This is a genomic window from Runella sp. R5_40 (assembly GCF_057652295.1).
Genome location: NZ_JBYFCH010000020.1, coordinates 73,942 through 96,646 on the forward strand (window position 1 = coordinate 73,942; position 22,705 = coordinate 96,646).

Sequence of the window (22,705 nt, forward strand, 5' to 3'; positions counted from 1 at the left end):
ATTTAGATAAACACAATATCTGTAATGTGTGCAGGGTTGCTCACAACCCTGTTTTATTTAGATAAACACAATATCCGTAATAATTTCGTACCCAAACGCCCGATTCAGCGATTCAATTAATTTTTTCTTCGCCAACACCAACTCTTGCGTCAATGGCGCTGACGTAAGTTGTAGAAACAGCACCTTTTCTTTGACGTAAATCGCGCTTGTACGGGACGCAATCTCAGGCCCTACGAGTTTTTCCCAATGAACTTTGACTGATGTTTCGTCAAACTTGGCATTCAAACGATACATCTCAAGCATCTTTCCGATGGCCTCTCCCACCGAAACCGTCCCTGGTTTTCTGGCTGCGTTTTCTTTTTTGAAGCGATAAATCATAATAGGGTAGCATATTAAAACACAAATTTAGGGGGATTGGGAGCTTTGGTGCAGTTTTTTGACTATTTTATTTTGGATTTCGGCACTTCCGCCGTAATATTGCCCCATCAAGTCAGTTGCTTCTCATTCGCACAGCGATTGATTTATAAAGAAGAGGGGAGAGAATAGGCTCTACGAACCTCTGGCAACCTGTTTCAACATACGCGGAATAAGGTGCTAATTCCTACCTGAGCAATCGGGGCATATAAATCGAAACAATCATGTTAAGATTCTTAGAAAAATGCGTGCGCTTCCAGCGTGCCCTACTGTGTTCCAATCTCCGTATGTGTCCTTTTTTAGGATGCACAACGAATGCTATGTTGTTTTTTCAGTTCCCAACCAATAACCATTAATTCTTTACATCCATGTCAGATCTCCGTTTTGAAACCTTACAGCAACACGCTGGCCAAGTTATCGACCCAGTTACTAACGCCCGTGCTGTCCCCATTTATCAGACTACGGCTTATGCCTTCAACAGCTCAGAGCACGGAGCTAATTTGTTTGCACTCAAAGAGTTTGGCAACATCTATACCCGTATTATGAACCCCACTAACGATGTGTTTGAAAAACGCATCGCAGCCCTTGAAGGAGGGGTAGCTGCATTGGCGGTCGCATCGGGACACGCGGCTCAGTTTTTAGCAATTAACAACATTACATCCGTTGGCGATAATTTTGTCACAACTTCTTTCTTATACGGTGGTTCGTACAATCAGTTTAAAAACTCATTCAAAAACATCGGGGTAGAAGCTCGCTTTGCCGATGGCGACAACGTAGCAAGTTTTGAAGCACTCATTGATGACAAAACCAAAGCGATTTATCTCGAAACGATTGGTAATCCAGGGTTTAACGTTCCTGATTTTGACGCTTTTTCACAACTAGCAGCCAAATACGACCTTCCCATCATCGTCGATAATACCTTCGGCGCGGGAGGTGCGATTTGCCAACCCATCAAATGGGGAGCCCACGTGGTGGTAGAATCGGCAACCAAATGGATTGGTGGCCACGGAACAAGCATGGGTGGCGTGATTGTGGACGCAGGAACGTTCAACTGGGGAAATGGTAAATATCCGCAATTTACCTCGCCATCACCAAGTTACCACGGACTCGTTCTCAACGACGTGTTTGGCATTGGCGGACCTTTCGGAAATATCCAATTCATCATCCGTACCCGCGTGGAAGGTCTGCGCGATTGGGGTCCAGCGCAAAGTCCATTCAACTCGTTTTTGTTGTTACAAGGCTTAGAAACCCTTTCACTTCGCGTAGAACGTACGTGCGAAAATGCCTTAGCACTTGCAAAATGGCTAGAAGCGCACCCTTCTGTTGCGTACGTCAACTACCCAGGCTTGGAAAGTAGCAAATACCACGAGTTGGCTAAAAAATACCTCACGCGTGGCTTTGGCGGTGTACTTTCATTCAAACTCAAAGCAGGGAAAGAGGCGGCGGATAATTTTGTTAACTCCCTCAAAATGATTAGCCATTTGGCCAACGTGGGCGACTCAAAAACCCTCATCATTCACCCCGCAAGCACGACGCACTCGCAGCTTTCTGCATCCGAACAGGCGACAGCAGGGGTAGAAGCAGGATTGTTGCGCATATCAGTAGGGATTGAGCACATTGAAGACATTAAGGCTGATATTCAACAAGCCTTTGACACAATCGGTCAATAATCAATAATTAAGTAAAGCACTTATTTACCTTGGCAGTACATACGTTTAAATACCCCTACACTTTTCCATTGGAACTCGGCGGCGAACTCGCTGGGTTCCAATTGGCCTATACCACCCACGGCACCCTCAGCGCCGACGGCAGCAATGTGCTTTGGGTCTGTCATGCACTCACAGGAAACGCCGACCCGACCGATTGGTGGGATGGACTGGTAGGCAATGGCCTTCATTACGACCCTAAAGATTGGTTTATCGTTTGTGCCAACGTGCTGGGCTCGCACTATGGCTCCACCAACGCACTGAGTATCAACCATCAAACGGGAGCGCCCTATTACCGCACCTTTCCTGATATTTCGATTCGGGACAACATCCACGCGTTTGAGTTACTGCGCGAGGAATTAGGCATATCGCATATTCATACCCTCGTGGGTGGTTCGCTTGGTGGCCAACAAGCTGTAGAATGGGCTATCATTCAACCAGAACTTATCGGCGACTTGGTGCTTATTGCCACCAACGCCGTTCATTCTCCTTGGGGCATTGCCTTCAATGAATCGCAACGGATGGCCATCAAAGCCGACCCTACTTGGAAGGAAGCTCGCCCCGATGCAGGCGCCGAAGGCATGAAAGTGGCCCGCTCGATTGCACTCCTCTCCTACCGCAACTACGACACCTACGATTTTACCCAAGCCCGCGATAGCAACGAACAAACGGAAAACTTCCGCGCGGCGACTTACCAGCAGTACCAAGGAGATAAATTAGCGAATCGTTTCAACGCATTTTCGTATTGGGCGCTCTCGCGGATGATGGATTTGCACAACGTTGGCCGCAACCGACCCAGTATTATTCATGCGCTTGCGCAAGTGAAAGCCCGTACGTTGGTGGTAGGGATTAGTTCGGACATATTATTCCCACCGTCGGAGCAGAAGTTTTTAACAAAACACATCCCCGAAGCAGAGTATCAAGAAATTGACTCTTTGTACGGCCACGATGGTTTTTTGATTGAATACAAACAGCTCCGCCAGATTCTTACGTCTTGGGAAAAGAAAAGGTCGGTTGTAGCTTCGTAGAGAACCATGTTCAAAAAAATCTTCCTTGGTTTGCTTGGCATTTTGCTGATTCTCGGCCTTTATTACCGAGAGTTGGTCAGTTATGGGTACATGCAAGCCAAAGGTCAGCTTCAGATTTTGTTCAATACGCAGCCCGTGGCGGAGGTGCTGAAAAACCCGTCGTTTCCTGACTCGCTCAAGCAACGCCTCAGGCTCATTGGCGAAATCAAACAATTTGCCGTCGATTCATTGGGGCTAGATTCCTCGGGAAGCTATACCGAGTTTTATGACCAACACAGCAAACCCATTTTGTGGGTACTAACCGCTTCTGAAAAATACCGCCTCATTCCCCGCGAATGGGATTTCCCAGTGATAGGAACGTTTGCTTACAAAGGCTTTTTTGACACTACTCGCGCGGACAAAGAGCGCCAATTGCTTATATCAGAGGGCTTTGACACGCAGCTCAACGAAGTCTCGGCTTGGAGTACATTGGGATTTTTCAAAGACCCTATTTTGTCTTCTATGCTGTACCGAGGCGAAGGAAGTTTGGCCAACCTTATCATTCACGAAATGACGCACGGGACGCTGTTTGTCAAAAACAACCTTGAACTCAACGAAAACCTCGCCAGTTTTGTGGGCGACTACGGGGCAATTCGCTTTTTGACCGCTAAATACGGTGCAAATTCACCCGAATTAGAAAAATACGAGTTCAGAAAACGCTACAACGACGCCATTTCTCAGCACATCGTACGGGGGGCAAAACAGCTTGATAATTTGTACAAAACCTTCCGCCCTTCGCTTACTTCTGCTCAAAAAGACACCTTAAAAACAAGGCAAATCCGCCACATTGTTCAACAATCGGATACACTTTTGGGGGGGCTTGTTGGTAAAAAATACCCTTGGCGAGGCACGAAACTGCCCAACAATGCGTTTTTTATCGGATACCTGACGTATCACTCCCAACAAAACCAGTTTCAAGACGAGTTTAATCATAAATTCAAGGGTAATTTTCCAAAGTACCTTGCTTACTTGAAAGCAACCTACCCAACCTCGTTTTAGGGAGTTTTTGTTTTACTTACCATCCACTCAATATGCTCGGACGCTTCGCCTTGGTATTTGCTGTGTTTTTTTTCTCTTCTTTTCATACCAAAGATTCCTATCGCCGTATCCCACAAACCAACTTTGGCGTAGGTGAACACCTCGAATACCGCGTACATTATGGCATTTTCAATGCGGCCAATGCCGTCGTGGACGTAAGCCCGAATGTTTATCAGGTGAATGGAAGGCCGTGTTACAAAATCAATATTGTGGGAACGACCCTTGGCGCTTTCAGTTGGTTTGCCAAAGTGCGCGACGAATGGCAATCCTGGATGGATACCTCGGCCATCGTTTCCCAGAAATTTTACCGTAATATTCAAGAAAACAACTACCGCAAAGTGGAAACAACGGTGTTTAACCACGACACCGACGACGCCGTAGTGACCGACGAAAACGGCACCAAAAAATTTGAAGTGCCTAATCACATTCAGGATGCGATTAGTAGTTATTTTTTCCTCCGTACCCTCGATTTCTCAAAACTTAGCCCCAACGAAATGGTTGAAGTACCTACGTTTTTTGAGAACTCAGTCTATAAACTCAAAGTAAAATACCGTGGCAAGGATGTGGTAAAGACCAAATATGGCAAAATAAAAGCCTTTAGGCTTACACCTATCATGCCTAATAATGAGCTTTTTAAAGGTGAAAACTCCATTCGAATTTGGGTTTCGGACGATGCCAACAAAGTCCCCATCAAAGTCGAGGTGGACCTATGGGTGGGGGCTTTGGTAATGGAGGTTAGCTCGTACCGAGGGGCTCGAAATGCCTACAATTGGTACTAATTTTTAGTGTCGAGGGTAAAATGCAAAGTGTCGAATAAACCTGCGTCGGGTTGTGAGCACCCCTTGGCACGGAAACGTGTGTAAACGTGCGTTGGGTTTCTCAAAACCCAACATATTATCCGTTCACCTACGCGCTTCTTTTTCGGTAGTTCAATACCGCAAGCGCATTGAAACCCACCGCAAAGGCTATCATGACCAAAAATTCGGGAATTAAATCAGAAAAAGCACTTCCTTTGATGTAAACCGCCCGAATTATTTTGATAAAATAAGCAGGTGGATTGATGCGGGTCAGCCATTGCGCCCACTCGGGCATACTTTCGATAGGTGTGTATAGCCCTCCCAACAAAATAAACACCATCATGCAGAAAAAAGCGAAGAGCGTGGCTTGCTGCTGCGTATCGGCAAAGGTGCTGATTAACAAGCCAATCCCTAACACACCAAACATATACACCGCCGAAAAAGCGTAAATTGTAAAGAAAGAACCAACGGGTAAAAAGCGGAATATGACAAAGGTTACAATCATTCCTAACGTAATCGAAACCATCCCCAATACCCAAAAAGGAATCAGTTTTCCCAGAATAAATTCGTGTTTTTTGAGCGGCGTCACGTTGATTTGTTCAATGGTGCCCACTTCTTTTTCGGCCACGATGTTCAGCGCCGTTAAGAATGCCCCTACCATTGTCACCAAGATGGCCAAAATACCTGGCACCATAAACAAATGGTAATCAAAATGAGGATTGTACCAGTTGGCCGACGTAATTTCAATTTGGGGCATTTCATTAAACTTAGGCAGCAACATCCACTCTTCCCGAATTTCGCGGTTAAAATCACCAATCATCTGGGCCGCGTAAGCCGTTCCCAATCCCGCCCGTACCCCGTTGACCGCATCGGCTGCTAGGTGCAACTGCGCCTTGTTGAACTTAATCAAATCGCGCTCAAAATGCGCAGGAATCGTCAATATCAAATCGGTTTTCCCATCCCCTACGGTCTTGGTCGCTTGGGCATAAGATTGCGTGTATTCGACCAGCTGAAAGTAACCCGACGCCGTCATTTTATTCACCAACTTCGACGAATAAGTAGAATGGTCTTGGTCCACGACGCTGATAGAAATGTGTTTGATTTCGTAATCGGCCGCCAGTGGAATGACAATCAGCTGCATGATGGGCATGATCAGAATCATTCGTAAAATGGTAGGATTCCGAAATATTTGCCGAAATTCTTTTTGCAACAAAAAAACTAGATTTCGCATTTCTTCTCTTTTTTTAAGCCAATCGAATTTTGAACTTACGTATCGCCACGGTCAAGTAAACAACCGTCATAACCGCCAAAATCAGGGTCTGTTTAGCTACGTACGAAAACCCTAATCCTTTCACCATAATGGCCCGAACAATGCTGTAATACCACTTCGTCGGAACGATATTGCTTACAATTTGCAACGGCAACGGCATGTTCTCAATCGGAAACATAAACCCGCTAAAGACCAACGCGGGCATCAAAAAACCTACCAGCGACAAAAACATGGCTGTTTGCTGAGAATCCACCACCGCCGACACCAATAATCCCAAGGATAAGGTGGTTAAAATAAATAACAAGCTCTCAGCCAACAGCAAAGGAAGGCTTCCACGAATGGGCATATCCAACAGAAATACCGCCAATAGCAAAATGATAACTACATCAATAAAGCACAGAAACAAGTAAGGTACGGCTTTGCTAAGAACTACCAGCAAAGGACGCATGGGCGAAACAAGCAAGATTTCCATGGTTCCTGTTTCTTTCTCTTTGACAATCGACACCGAGGTCATCATGGCACCCAACAGCATCAAAATCAGGGTCATTACGCCTGGCACAAAGTTGTACGAGCTTTTAAGCTGCGGGTTATACAACATCCGCGTTTCGGTTTCGATGGTGTACGGTAGCTTTTTCTGTTCAGTAAGTTCGTTTTGGTAATCGCGAAAAATGCTAGAGGCATAATTGATGACAATGTTAGACGTGTTGGGGTCGGACGCATCACCAATAAAGCGAACTTGTGCTTGGTTGGTATGTGACAAATCTTCTTGAAAGTTTTGAGGAAAAATAATCACCAACCGCGCCTCACCCCGCCGAAAAACCCGCTCAATTTGCGCCTCAGAAGTCAAGCGTTCTTTGACACTGAAATACTGACTTTGGTCAATACGGTCGATGAGTAAACGTGAGGCATCATCGTTGGAATAATCCAAAATGGCCACGTTTGAATTTTTAACTTCGCTCGAAAGCGCAAAGCCAAACAAAATCATCATCACGACGGGCAACCCCAGCAAAATCACCAAGCTACGGGTATCGCGGAGTACGTGCCAAAATTCTTTTCGAATAAATGCTACAAATGTTTTCATGTTGTTATTCTCCTCTTTTTGCTCCACGCGCTAGTTGTAAAAATACCTCATCCATGCTCTCTGCCTGAAACTGCTTTTTAAGCCCCGAAGGCGTGTCTAAGGCCGCAATCGTCCCGTCAACCATGATCGAAACACGGTCGCAATATTCCGCTTCGTCCATGTAATGGGTTGTCACAAAAACGGTGATTCCCTCGTGCGCTGCTTCGTAAATCATGTCCCAAAATTGGCGACGCGTAATGGGATCAACGCCGCCCGTAGGTTCATCCAAAAACACCACCTTGGGGCGGTGCAAAATGGCCACCGAGAAGGATATTTTCTGTTTCCACCCCAGCGGCAACGAACCCACCAGCTTATCCGCCTCTTGGTTTAGTCCAAGTCGTTCAATCAGCACGGCTGTTTTTTCGCGAAGCTCTTTACGGGTCAGTCCGTAAATCCCTCCAAAAAACTGGATATTTTCCCGCACCGTCAGGTTTTCGTACAACGAAAACTTTTGACTCATGTACCCAATGTGCTTTTTAATTTCTTCATTTTGGCGGTACACGTCATAGCCTGCTACCGATGCTTTGCCCGAGGTTGGCTCCAGCAAGCCGCACAGTATCCGCATGGCGGTGGTTTTTCCAGCGCCATTGGCACCCAGAAAACCAAAAATCTCCCCTTCTTTTACGTCAAACGTGATGGCATTTACGGCCACGAAGTCACCAAATTTTCGGGTAAGTCCTTCGGTATGAATGACTGATTTTGTCATAGGTTTTACTGATTTTCGAGCATCAATTTGATAAATGTATCCTCAATCGTCGGCACTATTTTCCGTACTTTAATGCCCGTATGTCCTTTTTCTTTCAAAAACGCCGAAAGGTATTCGTCCTGAAAATGAGGAGGTAGTGTCACGTGTTGCTCTTCTCCAAACGCAAATGCGCTGACGATTTCGGTATTTTTGCGCAGGTCATTCATTAAATTGTACCGATTGTCGGCATCCACCGCATATAGGTTTTGGGCGTGCCGTGCAATGATTTGTTCGAGGGTATCGAGTTCCAAAATTTTACCCTTTTGAATCAGCGCAATGCGGTCGCACCGACTGGCTTCGTCCATGTACGGCGTCGAAACCACAATGGTAATTCCGCGTGCTTTCAGTCGGTCGAGCATGTCCCAAAACTCCTTTCTCGACACAGGGTCAACGCCCGTGGTGGGTTCGTCCAAGAAGAGCACTTTAGGTTCGTGAATGAGCGCACAGCACAAGGCTAACTTTTGCTTCATCCCGCCTGAAAGTTTTCCCGCTAGGCGATGCTTAAAGGGTTCAATTTGAACGTAAATCTCCTCTATCAAGTGGTAATTTTTCGCGACAGTGGTATTGAAAACAGTCGCAAAAAAATTGAGATTTTCTTCAATACTCAGGTCTTGGTACAGCGAAAATTTCCCTGGCATATACCCCACGATTTGGCGTATTTTCCACAAATCCTTGACAACATCCAACCCCGCCACCTCTGCCCGACCTGCATCGGGTACCAACAGGGTCGTCAGGATACGAAAAAGCGACGTTTTTCCTGCACCATCGGGGCCAATTAGCCCAAATAATTCCCCCGATTTTACCTCAAAACTAACATCGTCGAGTGCGAGTACTTGCCCTTTTTCGTACGTTTTTTTGATATTTTCTACTCGAACGGTTGACATGGAAATTGGAATTAGAGTTTCACTTCGCCGTACATTCCTATTTTGAGGAAACCGTCGTTTTTTACCTTGATTTTGGTGGCGTACACCAGATTCGCCCGTTCGTCTTTGGTCTGAATGGTTTTAGGGGTAAACTCCGCTTTGTTCGAAATCCAAGTTACCACTCCACTCACTTCTTTGTAGCTGTCTTTGCCATTATCGACAAACACTTTTACGGGTTGGTTCAACTTTATTTTACCGAGTTGGTCGCCCGTAATGTAGGCCCGCAACGTCAGCGAAGTCAAGTCCGCAATTTTGTACAACGCCTTACCCGTGGCAGTCATTTCGTTGGTAGTGGCGTACTTGACCAACACCGTTCCGTCAATCGGATTAGTGATGGTACACCGCTGAAGTTGGTCGTCAAACTGCGCGATACGTTCTTCCAACGGCTTTCGCTCGCTCAATACCCCACGGTTTTGAATCGACACTTGTTGCTGCTGCGACTTGATTTGTTGCTGAACTACCGCCACTTGTCCTTCGGCGGTTTCAATTTGTTTTTTCAACACCGAAATTTGTCCATCGACATCGTCCAATTGTTTGCTTGGTACGGCTTCGGCTTTTACCAAGTTATCCAAACGTTTGTGTTCGCGCTCCAACAGCCTAAGTTGCTCGCGTTGAGCAGCTATTTGACGTTGCTGTGTCATCAATTGTTCCTTCAAAATCTGAATTTGCGGCGAAGCATCGTTGGTTTTTTGGCTCAACGCCTCCATGCTCGCTTGCACTTGTGCTTTTTGCAAATTGAGGTTTTTGCAATCAACACTCCCAACCGCCTGCCCTGCCTTGAGGGTGTTGCCTTCTTCTATTTCCAAACTCAGAATTTTCCCCATTGACTCCGACGAAATCACGACTTCATCGGCTTCAAAAACACCGCTCGCATCAAACGCTTGGTCGCTGTTATTACAAGCACTCAAAGTCAAAAGTGACAGAAAAAGCAAAGCCCCTACGCCACGTTGCTGGGCTTTCTTTAGGGATGTTTTTTGTGAAATTGTATTCATAATAGCTGATTGTCTTATTCTTGGTTGTTCATTGTTAAATTGGCCATTAATTCCCTGCCGATAATCGTAAATTGTTTTGTGCTTGCAGCAATTGAACTTCGTGCAAAATCAAGTTTTGACGTGCACTGTCTTCGTTGTCTAGCTCTGTCAGGTAATCACTGGCCGTAATAATGCCATTTTCAAGCTGAGATTCCGCCGCTTTACGAATCGTCGAACGAATGTCAATCAATTTACGGTCGCTTTCGACCAAGGCTTGCAAACGACTTACTTCTTGGCGCTGCGAAGCCATTCTGACTTGGGTGGCCAACAAAAAATTCTCTTTTTGTTTCTCAACGCGTTGCTGATTCACCCGCAATTGTTGCACTTCAATCGCTTGGCTATTGGTATATAAATGCGACAAAGGAATTTGAAGTTGCACCCCTCCAATGAAGTACGTTTTAAATTCGGTCGAAAGGAAATTCAGCCCAGGCCGCCCGTAACCACCCGTCGCAAAGGCCGATAATTTGGGCAGATTTTTCGCTTTAACCAGCCTCTCACTTACCGACAGCGTTTGTTTTTGGGCATCAAACCACTTCAATTCTGGCCGATTAATATCGGATGAATTAGCAGCAACCGTTGGCAGTTGAAGCGAGGTATTGGCATCCACGTTTGCCCCCGTTAGCAGCGAAAGTGCCTCCAAGGATGCCGTTCGCCGTGTTTGCGTTTCAAGTACCAGCTGTTCTACTTCCAAAATACGTGCTTCCAGAGCAAGAATGTTGGAACGAATTGCAATTCCATTCTGAACCGAAGCTTTGGTTTTGGCCAGTTTGGCACGGAGTTCTTTGTCCAAAATATCAAAGTTTTTCAGTTGACGTTCGGCAAACAACGCCCCGAAAAACAAGCCGCTCACTTGCTCCCGAAGTTGATACAAATCCACCGTTACCTTTTGTTGGTCAGCCAGTTGATTCGCCACGGCAACAGCCTTTTGCTTCTGGATTGTCCCCCCATCCCAAATCGACTGTGTCACGTCCAACGTCAATTTGTACTGGTCTTTGGGAGGCGGCGTGATTTCAAAATTGGGTAATTTGATAGGTACACTCGTCACATCCGACTGCCAAGTGGCTTGACCATTGAGGCGAGATTGAGGCATAAAATTGCGGTTTAGCAACTTCAATTGCAGTTCGGTCGCCTCCTGAATCAAGCGCGTTTGTCCCGCTTGCGGGCTGTGGTTTTCGGCCTGTCGGTAGCATTCGTCGAGGGTCAACGTACTTTGCGTATGCCCCACCGAAACCAATCCCAACCACATCCCGATAAATAGCACTTTTTGTTTCATAACCTTACAGTTTAACTATTTGGTTAAATTATGGATAAAAAAATAGGAGTTTAAATTTTTTTAGACCTTCCAAGTTTTGGAAACTTGGAAGGTCTTTTTCTTCGATAGTCGGGTTGTGAGCAACCCTCTCCACGTTTTGGTCTTTGTCTTCGATAGCCGGGTTGTGAGCAACCCTCTCCACGTTTTGGTCTTTGTTTTCGATAGTCGGGTTGTGAGCAACCCTCTGCACGTTTTGGTCTTTGTCTTCGATGGTCGGGTTGTGAGCAACCCTCTCCACGTTTTAGCAACCCTCTGCACATTTACGGAGTTAAAATTAGCTTTACGTACAACTTCAACTCTTCAATCCGCTGTTTCATAAGTACATCAAATGCCTCTTTATCTGCCCCAAACGCATTCAATAAAATTGGACGTGCCAAAAATGGAAAAGCACACATACCCATGATTGACATCACAAATTGCATAGGGTTAATGCTACGAACATTGCCTTTTTGCAGTTCAACAAAGTAGTTTAATGCTATTTTCTGCATCAACCCAACTGGTAGTTTTTTGATAAAATCTGACTTTTCTGGGTTATTGACTGTATTCAAAACAAACAAAGGCAAGTAGGGATTTTCCCTCAAAAGGTTGATATATCCTTCAATGATGAGCCCAATTTTGTCTGCAAAGTCAATGTCTAAATCAAAAACACCATCTGCTTTCGGAAAAAATATGCCAATTTTTTTGTCAAAAACGTGTTCAAATAACTTATCCTTTGATCGAAAATAGTAATGCAACAATGCCTTGTTAATTCCTGCTTCGTTGGCTATATCCTGCATCCTTGAGCCGTCGTAACCATCTCGCAAAAAAATGGTCTCCGCCGCTTTCAAAATTTTCTCTTCTGTTGTTAAATCCAGTTCTGGCATAGTCATCTATTTGGTTTAACCAAATGGTTAAACTTTTTACAAAAGTGTAAGTTCCCGTTTAATTCTCCAACTTTTTTTTCATTTTTTTTCCAAGGCACTCCGTTTTGCTTGCATTTGGTGCGTAAGCATCTGGCCCAAAATAATTAATAACAGCCCAATACTTCCCATTAAATAGTGCAAGAAAAAAATCTGTTGAACCATCAGCACTTGAACCAAAATCCAACCCAATAAAATAGCTCCTTGAACCATAATCAGCTGACAATAAAGCCTATACTTGTAAAATACTGCAATTACAACAGCCACACTAAAAAGCCCATTAGCAATAAAAAGAACGATTCCTGGCACCAAAAAATCAGAAAATGGCGCGTGTTCAAGATAGCTTAACGGCAATTGCATTTTCCCCCCCGAAGGGTCAACAATCATCATAAAACCACCCACAAGCGCATTGACACCATTAAACATTAAAAGTACAATGGCCGCAATTCGAAGTAACTTTTCCATGTCTTTGTATTTTTCAAACCAAGACAATTACCCAACAAAAAAGCACGGTTTGTATGACCGTGCCTTGCTTTTTGACTGACAATTATCAATTATTGCTCCATCTTTCTAAGTGATTCCGCGATTTTTTGGTAATCGGGTTTTCTTCTGAAAAACACAAAACCGTTTTCTTCCTTCAAGAACTCTACGTTTGGGTTTGAACGATAGGCGTCAGCACGGTCGATACGCGCAATCAGGAACGTTGGTTTGTCCACTGGGCCATTCAACAGCCACTCTTCATCACTCGCTTCGGGGCGCACTCCCATCGGCTTTTTGAAGTAAAAAAATTGCGCATAACTTCGGTTGCCAATCGGCCAAACGTAAACATCTTGACCTTTTTTTGCTTCATAAAAATCAATGACCGTGCGTTGGGTGTAGCCTTCAATCTTGGGAACGACATTCGCCGTATAAAAAAACATCAATAGCGATGTGCTAAAAAACAAAATACGAATGGCCATTTGCTTTTGTTTTTCCCAACGTACCAAAGCCACACAAATCGCTCCAAAATAAAGCACACCCCAAAGCCACTCATTTCCAGCCCATTCGACGGGTGCTTGTAAATTGGCAACCGCAAATTTGTCATCAATGTAAGGGATAAAAGCCGTTGGGTTCATGCCAATCAACGGCACCAAGGTCAGCACCAATGACAAGATAAACCCAATAAATAATACCATAACCGTCATCCATCTTGGCCACACAATTTCACCTTTGAGCCACTGATGCAGCCACAACGCCGCAAGGTACGAAAGCGGAAAATAGGCCATCGAACTGTAATGAACAATTTTGGTTTTGACAATAGAAAACACAATCATCACCACCCAAAACAAGCACAACATCGGCAACGAAAATGCGGGCATGGGTAGCGTCATTTTGTCAGCCACCTGCGGCTTCCACCTCGCAATCAGCGGTTTAAAAGCTACTGCTACGTATTTTAGACCAATCACCGAAATGGGGAAACAACCAATCAAGACGACCACAAAGTGATAATAAAACGGCTGCCCGTGGTCGGCTTCCGAAGTAGCACCGAGGCGATAGAGGTACTGCAAAAACGCAACAAAAGTCGCCCAGCCACTTTCCATGATGATGGCCAACATCCACCCAATGGTAAAAACACCCGCCGTGATGGCATAAATCAGCAGGTTTTTAATGGAAAAATCACCAATTGCTGCTTGGTTATTTTTCTTTTGAACTTGTTGAATTACCCACAACGCCGCCAAAACGAGTGTGGGTACACCTACCCCCACAGGCCCTTTGGTCCAAACGGCGAGTCCCGCAAAAATGCCCGCCAACATGAAACTTTTTGCGGTGTTTTTAGCGTCTGGAAACGAAAAATTAACCACGCTCAAAAACATAAAGTAATTGAACCAAGGGTCGATAATCCCCGATTTAAAATACAAATGCGGCGTAACCGAACCCAAATAAACCAATGCCCACAAAAACCCAAAGCGAGCATCGACCAAGCGTTTTCCTAAAAAATAGAAGGTTAATAAAGTAAAAACGCCCACAACAACATTGGGAAAACGGGCGGCAAACTCGTTGATGCCAAACACCTTCATCGACAAAGCCTGCAACCAAAAAAACAGCGGTGGCTTTTCCCAAAATGGCTGAAAATCAACTTGAACCCGTAGGTAATTCCCCGAAACGAGCATCTCGCGGGCAGATTCGGCAAAGTTGATTTCGTCCCAATCAAACAAATGAATTTGACCCAAATAGGGCACAAAAAATGCAACCGCAAGGAATGCGATGACCCACGGATTTTCGAGTTTTATATTTTTCATTCGTAGTCTCTTTTAAAATCGAAGTTTAAACGCTAAGCTATTTCGTTGAATTTCAAGGCCAGTCCCCAAGCGGTGAGTGTCCCCAATAGTGAACCTACGTAAACATCTACCATAAAATGTTGGAGTAAATACATTCTTGAGAAGCCTATGAGACAGGCCATTACCAAACAACCGACCTTCAACCAAGGTTTGGATGTCCACAAAGCTAACAGCGCAAACAAGGCAAAGGCTGAAGTAGTATGCCCCGACGGAAAACTATTCCAATGGCTCAGTTCTACGCCTGGCACCGTGTGTAACGACTGCATCATCCCCGCAAAATACTCTACTGGGCGAGGTTCTTTTGGAAAACCAAAATTTTTGATAAGCTGTGCCAATATCCCAGAAATAGCGTAGGCACCAATCACCAACAATCCTTTCTTGCGGGCGCGAAACAATAACCCTACTCCTACCCCAACGCAAAAAATGCCATCACCAAGGTGCGTAATGTATTTAAAGAATGTATCGGCAAAGGTACTGTTGTAGCGATTGATTTCCAGCGAAATAATTCCTTGTCGGTAAAGAATCTGACAAATACCCAATCCTATCAATACTATGCCGTAAGTCAGAGCAAAAGGCCAGTTTGTGCGAAGCAGTCGAATAAAGTTCATGGCGCAAAGATAGAGGTACAGAAAATATTTTCCCCATCTTTGCGTTGTCTAAGGGTTCAGAAACTTGCCGTTTTTATGAAAAAAATATTCTTTACAAGCCTACTGTGTTCTGTTTTGGTTCACCTTCAGGCTTCGGCGCAGAAAATGCTCCAAGAGGTGATTATTGACTACGTCAACTTGGTTCCTCCCAACGTTGTCAATAAAGTATTGGCCAAAAATACCCCCGTAAAAGTATCCCTTTTGAAAGGTACTACCACTTCTTTTTATCGTATCAGCGTTTTTCAACCCGAAAAAGTCAATACGTCCTCTCGTTTGTACGAAACCCTTCGATTGGTTAATCCTGATACCTTGACCAAATCGGACTATTCATTTGACAAACATTCGTTGGCTTCTAATGCTAATTTTAAAGTAGCGGTTGGCGTTTTTACCGATGCCAATTCGGCCCAACAATTTATCGATGGCAAAGAAACCTCTCCTTGTTTTAAGATTGACAGTACCCAGAGCAGCGTTGGAAAGTTGGAAGGATGCCGTGGCGACGAAGTTTACATCGCCGTCAAACCCCTTGGCAAGCGTAAACTTGGCTCTATCAAAGTAGAAGTTGTTTCATTGGCCGATGTCATCGAAGACCCTGTCAATGACCGTTTTCCGTTTTCTCTCCAAAATGAGCTGAACGGTGAAGTTGCCTACGAAGTGAGCGGTGACCGCCTCAACTGGCAAGCTTTCTTTTTGCCTTCCAAAAAACGGGCTGAGTTTAAACTAGCTGATACACAAGTGTATATGCGCGTCAGTACCCTAGATAAAGTCACGGAAGAATACAAAATTGATTCAGGAAAAAAATACCGACTTTTTTGGAACAAAGATAAAAATCGGGTGGATGTGAGTGAGATACCCGTTTCCAAATAGCTAAAAAAAAACCTCCCGAAAGTTTTAGAGCTTTCGGGAGGCTGGATAGAAATTCGGCTATTAGTTAAACTCTCTGTGGTGCGTTTCTTCGTACAAACGGTCTTCTGGAAGATTTTTGAAGTAGTCGTACGTAATTTTTAATCCTTCTGCACGCGACACTTTTGGCTCCCATCCTAACACTTCTTTCGCCAATGTAATGTCTGGCTGACGCTGCTTTGGATCGTCTTGTGGAAGTGGTTTGTAGATTACTTTTTGGGTGGTTCCTGTCAATTTGATGATTTCTTCGGCAAATTCCCCAATCGTAATTTCAGCTGGGTTTCCTACGTTTACTGGCATGGCGTGATCGCTCAACAACAAACGGTAAATCCCTTCAACAAGGTCATCAACGTAGCAGAAAGAACGCGTTTGCGACCCATCCCCAAACACCGTAAGGTCTTCACCGCGAAGTGCTTGCCCGATGAAGGCAGGCAATACCCGTCCGTCGTTCAATCGCATCCGTGGGCCGTAGGTGTTGAAGATACGTACGATGCGCGTTTCTACGTTGTGGTGACGGTGATACGCCATCGTGATTGCTTCCTGAAAACGTTTTGCTTCGTCGTAGCAGCCACGGTAACCCACAGGATTTACGTGTCCCCAATAGTCTTCGTTTTGTGGGTGAACCAATGGATCACCATACACTTCCGAAGTAGAAGCTACCAAGATGCGAGCACCTTTGGCGCGGGCTAAGCCAAGGCAGTTGTGCGTACCCAACGAACCTACCTTGAGGGTTTGGATGGGGATTTTCAAATAATCAATGGGGCTTGCTGGCGAGGCAAAATTGAGGATGTAGTGCAATTCTCCATCAATAACGATATGCTTTGAAATATCGTGGTGAATAAATTCAAAGTTGGGGTTAGAACGCAAGTGCTCAATATTGCGAAGGTCGCCCGTCACAAGATTGTCCATCGCAATAACATAATAGCCTTCTTTGATAAATCTATCGCACAAATGCGAACCCAAGAAGCCCGCCGCACCAGTGATTAAAACTCTTTTCATTTGGGGAAAATATAAGAATGTTTGATTCGGTTAATCCGTGAATTATTTTCGAGTTGCAAAAGTACAAAAACCCATTCGCTTTCTAAAACTTAGCTTCTTAAGTGCGACACTCGAACAGAAGGTATAAAAAACGAGTGCCTTGGTTGACTCAATCACGGCACTCGTTTTTGTATGTATATCCAAAAAATTAGGCTTTCACTACCTCACGACCAATGCTGTAATAGGTAAATCCTAGTTCTTTCATTTGGTCTAATTCGTAAACGTTACGTCCGTCGAAAATCAATTTGTTTTTCATTAACAACGCCATTTTTTCAAATTCTGGCGTGCGGAATTGCGGCCATTCAGTAAAAATCATCAACGCATCGGCATCGTCCAAGGCAGCGTATGGCGTGTGTGCGTAGTTAATTTTATTGCCCAATACGTAGTTTTTCACGTTTTCCATTCCTTCTGGGTCGTAAGCGATAACTTTTGCCCCTTCTTCCAACAAAATATTGATGTTTTCCAACGCTGGCGCCTCACGAATATCGTCGGTATATGGCTTGAACGAAAGTCCCCAAACGGCAATCGTTTTCCCTTTCAAATCTCCGTCGAAGTGTTTTTTAACGACGGGGATAAGTTTTGTTTTTTGGTCTTGGTTTACTTCCATGACCGATTTCAACACTTTGAAATCATACTTATATTCTTCCGACGTTTTGGCAAGTGCCTGAACATCTTTGGGGAAGCAACTTCCGCCGTAACCAATTCCTGCAAACAAGAAACGCTTTCCAATGCGGCTGTCGGTTCCGATTCCTTTACGCACATTGTCCACGTCGGCTCCTGCCAATTCGCACAAGTTGGCGATTTCGTTCATAAACGTAATCTTCATCGCCAAAAACGAGTTGGCTGCGTATTTGCTCATTTCGGCCGAGCGCTCATCCATAAAAATCACGGGATTACCTTGGCGCACCAACGGAGCGTACAATTTCTCCATTACTTTCTTAGCCCGCTCCGACTTTGTCCCAATCACTACGCGGTCGGGCTTCATAAAGTCTTCTACGGCCACCCCTTCGCGCAAAAACTCAGGATTTGATACTACATCGTATTCCACTTTTGCGTTTTTGGCCACGGCAGCGCTTACTTTTTCGGCGGTGCCCACGGGAACAGTACTTTTATCGACGATGACCGCGTATTCGGTCATGATTTGACCCAAATCATCGGCCACTTTCAAAATATATTTCAAATCTGCCGAACCATCTTCACCTGGAGGCGTTGGCAAGGCCAAGAAAATCACCGACGCCCCTTTGATACCTTCGACCAAATCGGTGGTAAATTTCAAACGACCTTCGGCTACGTTTCGATGAAAAAGGACATCCAAGCCTGGTTCGTAAATGGGGATAATGCCGTTGTTCAGCTTTTCAACTTTTTTTACATCAATGTCGATACAACATACTTGTACACCAGTCTCTGCAAAACAAGTTCCTGTTACGAGTCCTACATAGCCAGTTCCTACTACAGCGATTTTCATAGATAAATGCTTTGGTTGTTAGTTTTCATGTGCGGCTCTTCAAAATTGTATTTTTTCGAGTCCAACAAAACAGCTCCAAAATTAGAATAAATTCTTCAATCCACTCCATTGTTCCACAGATTTGTAGAGTAACAATTGATTTTGCGGCTCTTTTAAGGATTTTTCAAAAAAATTATTACTCTAAAAATTGTTATAACAACAAATAAAAATTTGCAACACTCGCGTTTTGAAGTATTCATTTACGCTTCCGAAAACGTTTGCGTAATCTTTTATTTTTCTTCCCTCAACCGTTCACTCATTATTGCTTGGCATAATCATTGAATAATCTTAGATTGAGATTCTTTCATTCAACACTATTCCTTTAATCGCTTTTGAATATGAAGTCCGAAGTTGTAGAAAACCAAGAATTAATTGCCCAATCGGTTCGGGATTTTGCAGAACGCAACATGCGACCTTACGTGAGGGAGTGGGACGAAACCCAGCATTTTCCCGTTGACCTTTTTCATTCACTTGGCGAACTAGGGCTCATGGGCATCCTGGTACCCGAAATTTATGGTGGAGCGGGATTGGGCTATCAAGAATATGTTACTGCGATTGTCGAATTAAGCAAAGTTGACCCTGCCATTGGGCTCTCGATGGCCGCCCACAACTCGCTCTGTACCAACCATATTTTGATGTTTGGAAATGAATCTCAAAAGCAAACATACCTTCCCAAACTCGCTAGTGGCCAATGGATTGGTGCCTGGGGATTGACCGAACCCAACACAGGTTCGGACGCAGGAAATATGCGAACGGTGGCCGTTAAAGACGGTGACTATTGGGTCTTAAATGGTTCTAAAAACTTTATTACCCACGGCAAAAGTGGCAACGTAGCCGTCGTCATTGCGCGAACAGGTGCTGCGGGCGACAAACGAGGAGCCACGGCCTTCATCATCGAACGGGACACGAAAGGTTTTTCGGCGGGGCGGAAAGAAGACAAGCTGGGAATGCGGGCTTCGGAAACAACAGAATTGATTTTTGAAGACTGCCGCGTCCACGAAAGCAATGTGTTGGGCGAAGTTGGGGAAGGTTTTGTCCAAGCCCTCAAAATTCTGGACGGTGGACGAATTTCCATTGCGGCGTTGAGCCTTGGCACAGCCATTGGTGCGTTTGAAGCCGCCTTGGCTTACTCCAAAGAACGTCAGCAATTTGGCAAGCCGATTTCGCAGTTTCAGGGAATTTCGTTCAAACTTGCCGACATGCACACCGAAATTGAAGCCGCCAAACTACTCGTGTATGATGCCGCTGCCCGCAAAGACCGCCACGAAAAAGTAACGCTCCAAAGTGCTACGGCCAAATACTACGCCTCAGAAGTATCGTGCAGGGTGTCTAACGAAGCGGTTCAGATTTTTGGTGGCTATGGCTTTACCAAAGATTATCCTGTGGAGAAATTTTACCGTGACTGCAAACTATGTACCATTGGGGAAGGTACGAGTGAAATTCAGAAGCTGGTGATTTCGAGAGAGATATTAAGTTAGGTTCAAAAAAAACCTCCCGAAAGTTCAAAACCTCCCGAAAGTTTAAAACTTTCGGGAGGTTAACTGATTTAAGCCTTAATCAGGCGTTCCGTCGTCGGCGATGTTTGGTTGTTGCGTATCCAACAGTGCATCGTCGTCTTCGTTGACTTTTGCACGGATTTTCGCTTCAAGTTCATCGGCCAATTCAGGATTATCTTTCAATAATTGCTTCACTGCGTCACGACCTTGTGAGAGGCGGTTGCCATCGTAGCTAAACCAAGAACCTGATTTCTTCACGATTTCGAGTTCTACCGCTAAGTCGATGATTTCTCCTACTTTAGAAACCCCTTCGCCATACATAATGTCGAATTCAACTACTTTGAATGGAGGTGCCAATTTGTTTTTCACCACCTTCACTTTCGTACGGTTTCCAGTGATATTGTCGGCGCTTTCTTTGATTTGGCCAATCCGACGAATATCCAAACGAATCGACGAATAGTACTTGAGGGCGTTACCACCCGTGGTTGTTTCTGGGCTACCAAACATCACGCCGATTTTATCGCGCAACTGGTTGATAAAGATACAGCAGCAATTGGTACGGTTAATAACCCCCGTCAATTTACGCAAGGCTTGCGACATCAAACGCGCCTGAAGACCCATTTTGCTATCGCCCATTTCTCCTTCGATTTCCGCTTTAGGAACAAGGGCTGCAACGGAGTCAATCACGATGATGTCAATCGCTCCTGATGAAATCAAATGTTCAGCGATTTCGAGCGCTTGTTCACCGTTGTCAGGCTGCGAAATAAGTAAGTTTTGGGTATCAATTCCCAACTTTTGCGCATACACACGGTCAAAGGCGTGTTCTGCATCAATAAAGGCCGCCAAACCGCCCAATTTTTGAGCTTCGGCAATGGTCTGCATGGCAAGTGTAGTTTTACCTGACGATTCTGGTCCGTAGATTTCTACGACCCGTCCACGGGGCAAACCACCGATTCCTAGGGCAAGGTCAAGTCCAACGGAACCCGTTGAAATTACCTCGACATCCATTACTTTTTTGTCACTGAGACGCATCACTGTGCCTTTTCCGTAGGCTTTGTCAAGCTTCTCCAGCGTTGTTTGCAGGGCTTTAAATTTTTGTTCTTTGTTGTCTGCCATGGTTGATGTTAAAATATGAAATAGTAGGTTTGTTTACCTGTAAAAGTACTCATTTTATTTAGGTTTTCCAAAGGAAACAGCGACTAAAACGGGTCATTTTTAAGGTTATTTACGGGGCTTTTGCGCAACGTTTTTTACGACGGGGAAAGTTCATTTTGGGGGTTAAATTCTTAGCGAATCCCCTAATTGCTATCTTTGAATCTTGAACCTTTCCATTTCTTATGAAACATACGCTAACAGCCTTTTTTGTACTCTCATTCGGTGCGTTTCTCTTTACTTCTTGTGGCAACCCGATTGCGCCCAAAGCCCGATTCTCCACCGCTTATCAGACTGAAAACCGACAAAAAGTAACCCTTGAAATGCCCGAGACGTATGAACTTAGTTGCATTATCATGGCACTCACGGGTTATCGAAATGTTTTGGAAGGAAAAGACCCTTATATTCAAGACGTTAAAAAACATTTTAGCCCTTACAAAGACCATCCAATGGTGCGGCACGCGGCGAAAAAATTTCGCAAACTAGGATTGTTTCACCATACCCAATTACGCAAAAGTGCCCTCACGCTTGAATTTAATGACAACAACCGCCTTGTAAAAAGTAAGGTTTATTCATTGAAGTGCCCGCTTTCGATGATTTTGTTGGACTTACAAGACCGTCCAGCCCTTCTTCGGGATTTTATTGAAAAAACAAATTACCGAGCGTTTTACGCCCAGCATAAAAGTTACTACCAAGACCAATTGGCGAAGGCTGACAACTACATGCCCGTTCGTAAAATGTGGCAGTGGGCCGAAAGTCAATTTCCATCGCGCTACGATAATTACAAAATCTATATTTCTCCGCTTGACGGTGGCCATCATTTCACGTTTCATTTGAATGAAAACGGCTTTCGTCAAACGCTCATGTTTATAAGTCCAGCGGGCGAGTTCCCTGGCAATCGTTCGGAAGTTGAAAAAGAAGGCTCGTGGTCACGCATTGTTTTTACCGAAATTGACCACAACTACGTCAACCCCGTCACTGACAAATACATAAAAGAAATTGAGGCGGCCATGCCCGATTGGAAAAAATGGAACAAAACCAAAGAAGGCAACAAGGGCTACTATGAATCCACGTACTTGACCTTCAACGAATACATGACGTGGGCGGCTTTTACGCTATACGCCTACGACTCCTACCCTGCGGCTGATTTTGAGAAAATCAATCAGCGCGTCGAAGAGTTCATGATCAATGGCCGTGGGTTTCATCGCTTCAAGGAATTTAATCGGTTTTTGTTGGAAACCTATAAAAAACGCGCCGCCAATCAGACCGTTGCCGACCTTTATCCTGCGGTCATTGCTTGGCTCAAAGAACAACCCTAAGTGGATTTT

The 22,705-nt window shown here is 44.7% G+C and carries 21 protein-coding genes and 1 riboswitch; of the genes, 7 read left to right on the plus strand and 14 right to left on the minus strand.

Annotation, left to right across the window (positions count from 1 at the left end; translation table 11 throughout):
* Positions 1–57: 57 nt before the first annotated feature.
* Positions 58–378, minus strand: a complete 321-nt coding sequence (locus AC23N5_RS24725) for a DciA family protein (RefSeq protein ID WP_028522293.1) — start codon at positions 376–378, stop codon at positions 58–60.
* Positions 379–518: 140 nt separating this feature from the next.
* Positions 519–629, plus strand: a riboswitch (SAM riboswitch).
* Positions 630–782: 153 nt separating this feature from the next.
* Between AC23N5_RS24725 and AC23N5_RS24730 the strand changes: the two genes are divergently transcribed.
* The 4 genes from AC23N5_RS24730 to AC23N5_RS24745 are packed head-to-tail and all read left to right on the plus strand — an operon-like array spanning position 783 to position 5,004.
* Complete coding sequence (locus tag AC23N5_RS24730) at positions 783–2,084, plus strand: O-acetylhomoserine aminocarboxypropyltransferase/cysteine synthase family protein (RefSeq protein ID WP_183979675.1); 1,302 nt, start codon at positions 783–785, stop codon at positions 2,082–2,084.
* Between the two features lie 29 nt (positions 2,085–2,113).
* On the plus strand, positions 2,114–3,148 hold the full coding sequence (locus tag AC23N5_RS24735) for a homoserine O-acetyltransferase family protein (RefSeq protein WP_487757671.1): 1,035 nt from the start codon (positions 2,114–2,116) through the stop codon (positions 3,146–3,148).
* Positions 3,149–3,154: 6 nt separating this feature from the next.
* Positions 3,155–4,186 (plus strand): aminopeptidase, encoded by a 1,032-nt coding sequence (locus AC23N5_RS24740; RefSeq protein WP_487757672.1) that lies wholly within the window; start codon positions 3,155–3,157, stop codon positions 4,184–4,186.
* 32 nt (positions 4,187–4,218) lie between these two features.
* Positions 4,219–5,004, plus strand: a complete 786-nt coding sequence (locus tag AC23N5_RS24745; protein ID WP_487757673.1) for a DUF3108 domain-containing protein — start codon at positions 4,219–4,221, stop codon at positions 5,002–5,004.
* 127 nt (positions 5,005–5,131) lie between these two features.
* Here AC23N5_RS24745 and AC23N5_RS24750 read toward each other — a convergent pair whose 3' ends face one another.
* The 10 genes from AC23N5_RS24750 to AC23N5_RS24795 all read right to left on the minus strand — a co-directional run bounded on the left by AC23N5_RS24750 (position 5,132) and on the right by AC23N5_RS24795 (position 15,248).
* Complete coding sequence (locus AC23N5_RS24750; protein WP_487757674.1) at positions 5,132–6,253, minus strand: ABC transporter permease; 1,122 nt, start codon at positions 6,251–6,253, stop codon at positions 5,132–5,134.
* A gap of 13 nt (positions 6,254–6,266) precedes the next feature.
* The gene (locus AC23N5_RS24755; protein ID WP_183979683.1) at positions 6,267–7,373 is read right to left on the minus strand and encodes an ABC transporter permease; all 1,107 of its coding nucleotides are present in this window, start codon (positions 7,371–7,373) and stop codon (positions 6,267–6,269) included.
* 4 nt (positions 7,374–7,377) lie between these two features.
* The gene (locus tag AC23N5_RS24760; protein ID WP_487757675.1) at positions 7,378–8,118 is read right to left on the minus strand and encodes an ABC transporter ATP-binding protein; all 741 of its coding nucleotides are present in this window, start codon (positions 8,116–8,118) and stop codon (positions 7,378–7,380) included.
* Positions 8,119–8,123: 5 nt separating this feature from the next.
* The gene (locus AC23N5_RS24765; RefSeq protein ID WP_487757676.1) at positions 8,124–9,041 is read right to left on the minus strand and encodes an ABC transporter ATP-binding protein; all 918 of its coding nucleotides are present in this window, start codon (positions 9,039–9,041) and stop codon (positions 8,124–8,126) included.
* A gap of 11 nt (positions 9,042–9,052) precedes the next feature.
* Positions 9,053–10,072 (minus strand): HlyD family secretion protein, encoded by a 1,020-nt coding sequence (locus AC23N5_RS24770; RefSeq protein WP_487757677.1) that lies wholly within the window; start codon positions 10,070–10,072, stop codon positions 9,053–9,055.
* A 46-nt stretch (positions 10,073–10,118) separates the two neighbouring features.
* The gene (locus tag AC23N5_RS24775) at positions 10,119–11,384 is read right to left on the minus strand and encodes a TolC family protein (RefSeq protein WP_487757678.1); all 1,266 of its coding nucleotides are present in this window, start codon (positions 11,382–11,384) and stop codon (positions 10,119–10,121) included.
* A 299-nt stretch (positions 11,385–11,683) separates the two neighbouring features.
* Positions 11,684–12,286, minus strand: coding sequence for a TetR/AcrR family transcriptional regulator (locus tag AC23N5_RS24780; RefSeq protein WP_487757679.1), 603 nt, complete (start codon positions 12,284–12,286; stop codon positions 11,684–11,686).
* A 78-nt stretch (positions 12,287–12,364) separates the two neighbouring features.
* Positions 12,365–12,787: a hypothetical protein gene (locus tag AC23N5_RS24785; RefSeq protein WP_487757680.1), complete on the minus strand. Its 423-nt coding sequence runs from the start codon at positions 12,785–12,787 to the stop codon at positions 12,365–12,367.
* An 89-nt stretch (positions 12,788–12,876) separates the two neighbouring features.
* A complete protein-coding gene (locus AC23N5_RS24790) occupies positions 12,877–14,601 on the minus strand; it encodes an ArnT family glycosyltransferase (protein WP_487757681.1) in 1,725 nt (574 codons plus the stop codon).
* A gap of 32 nt (positions 14,602–14,633) precedes the next feature.
* Positions 14,634–15,248, minus strand: a complete 615-nt coding sequence (locus AC23N5_RS24795; protein ID WP_487757682.1) for a phosphatase PAP2 family protein — start codon at positions 15,246–15,248, stop codon at positions 14,634–14,636.
* Between the two features lie 75 nt (positions 15,249–15,323).
* Between AC23N5_RS24795 and AC23N5_RS24800 the strand changes: the two genes are divergently transcribed.
* The gene (locus AC23N5_RS24800; RefSeq protein ID WP_487757683.1) at positions 15,324–16,151 is read left to right on the plus strand and encodes a hypothetical protein; all 828 of its coding nucleotides are present in this window, start codon (positions 15,324–15,326) and stop codon (positions 16,149–16,151) included.
* Between the two features lie 60 nt (positions 16,152–16,211).
* Here the strand turns inward: AC23N5_RS24800 and AC23N5_RS24805 are convergent, their stop codons facing one another.
* Complete coding sequence (locus AC23N5_RS24805) at positions 16,212–17,186, minus strand: UDP-glucuronic acid decarboxylase family protein (RefSeq protein WP_183979699.1); 975 nt, start codon at positions 17,184–17,186, stop codon at positions 16,212–16,214.
* 187 nt (positions 17,187–17,373) lie between these two features.
* On the minus strand, positions 17,374–18,690 hold the full coding sequence (locus AC23N5_RS24810) for a UDP-glucose dehydrogenase family protein (protein ID WP_487757684.1): 1,317 nt from the start codon (positions 18,688–18,690) through the stop codon (positions 17,374–17,376).
* 377 nt (positions 18,691–19,067) lie between these two features.
* Between AC23N5_RS24810 and AC23N5_RS24815 the strand changes: the two genes are divergently transcribed.
* Positions 19,068–20,207, plus strand: coding sequence for an acyl-CoA dehydrogenase family protein (locus AC23N5_RS24815; RefSeq protein ID WP_487757685.1), 1,140 nt, complete (start codon positions 19,068–19,070; stop codon positions 20,205–20,207).
* Positions 20,208–20,282: 75 nt separating this feature from the next.
* Here AC23N5_RS24815 and recA read toward each other — a convergent pair whose 3' ends face one another.
* A complete protein-coding gene (gene recA, locus AC23N5_RS24820) occupies positions 20,283–21,341 on the minus strand; it encodes a recombinase RecA (protein WP_028522273.1) in 1,059 nt (352 codons plus the stop codon).
* A 221-nt stretch (positions 21,342–21,562) separates the two neighbouring features.
* Here recA and AC23N5_RS24825 point away from each other — a divergent pair, with 221 nt between their 5' ends.
* Positions 21,563–22,696: a DUF4932 domain-containing protein gene (locus AC23N5_RS24825; RefSeq protein WP_487757686.1), complete on the plus strand. Its 1,134-nt coding sequence runs from the start codon at positions 21,563–21,565 to the stop codon at positions 22,694–22,696.
* Positions 22,697–22,705 lie beyond the last annotated feature (9 nt).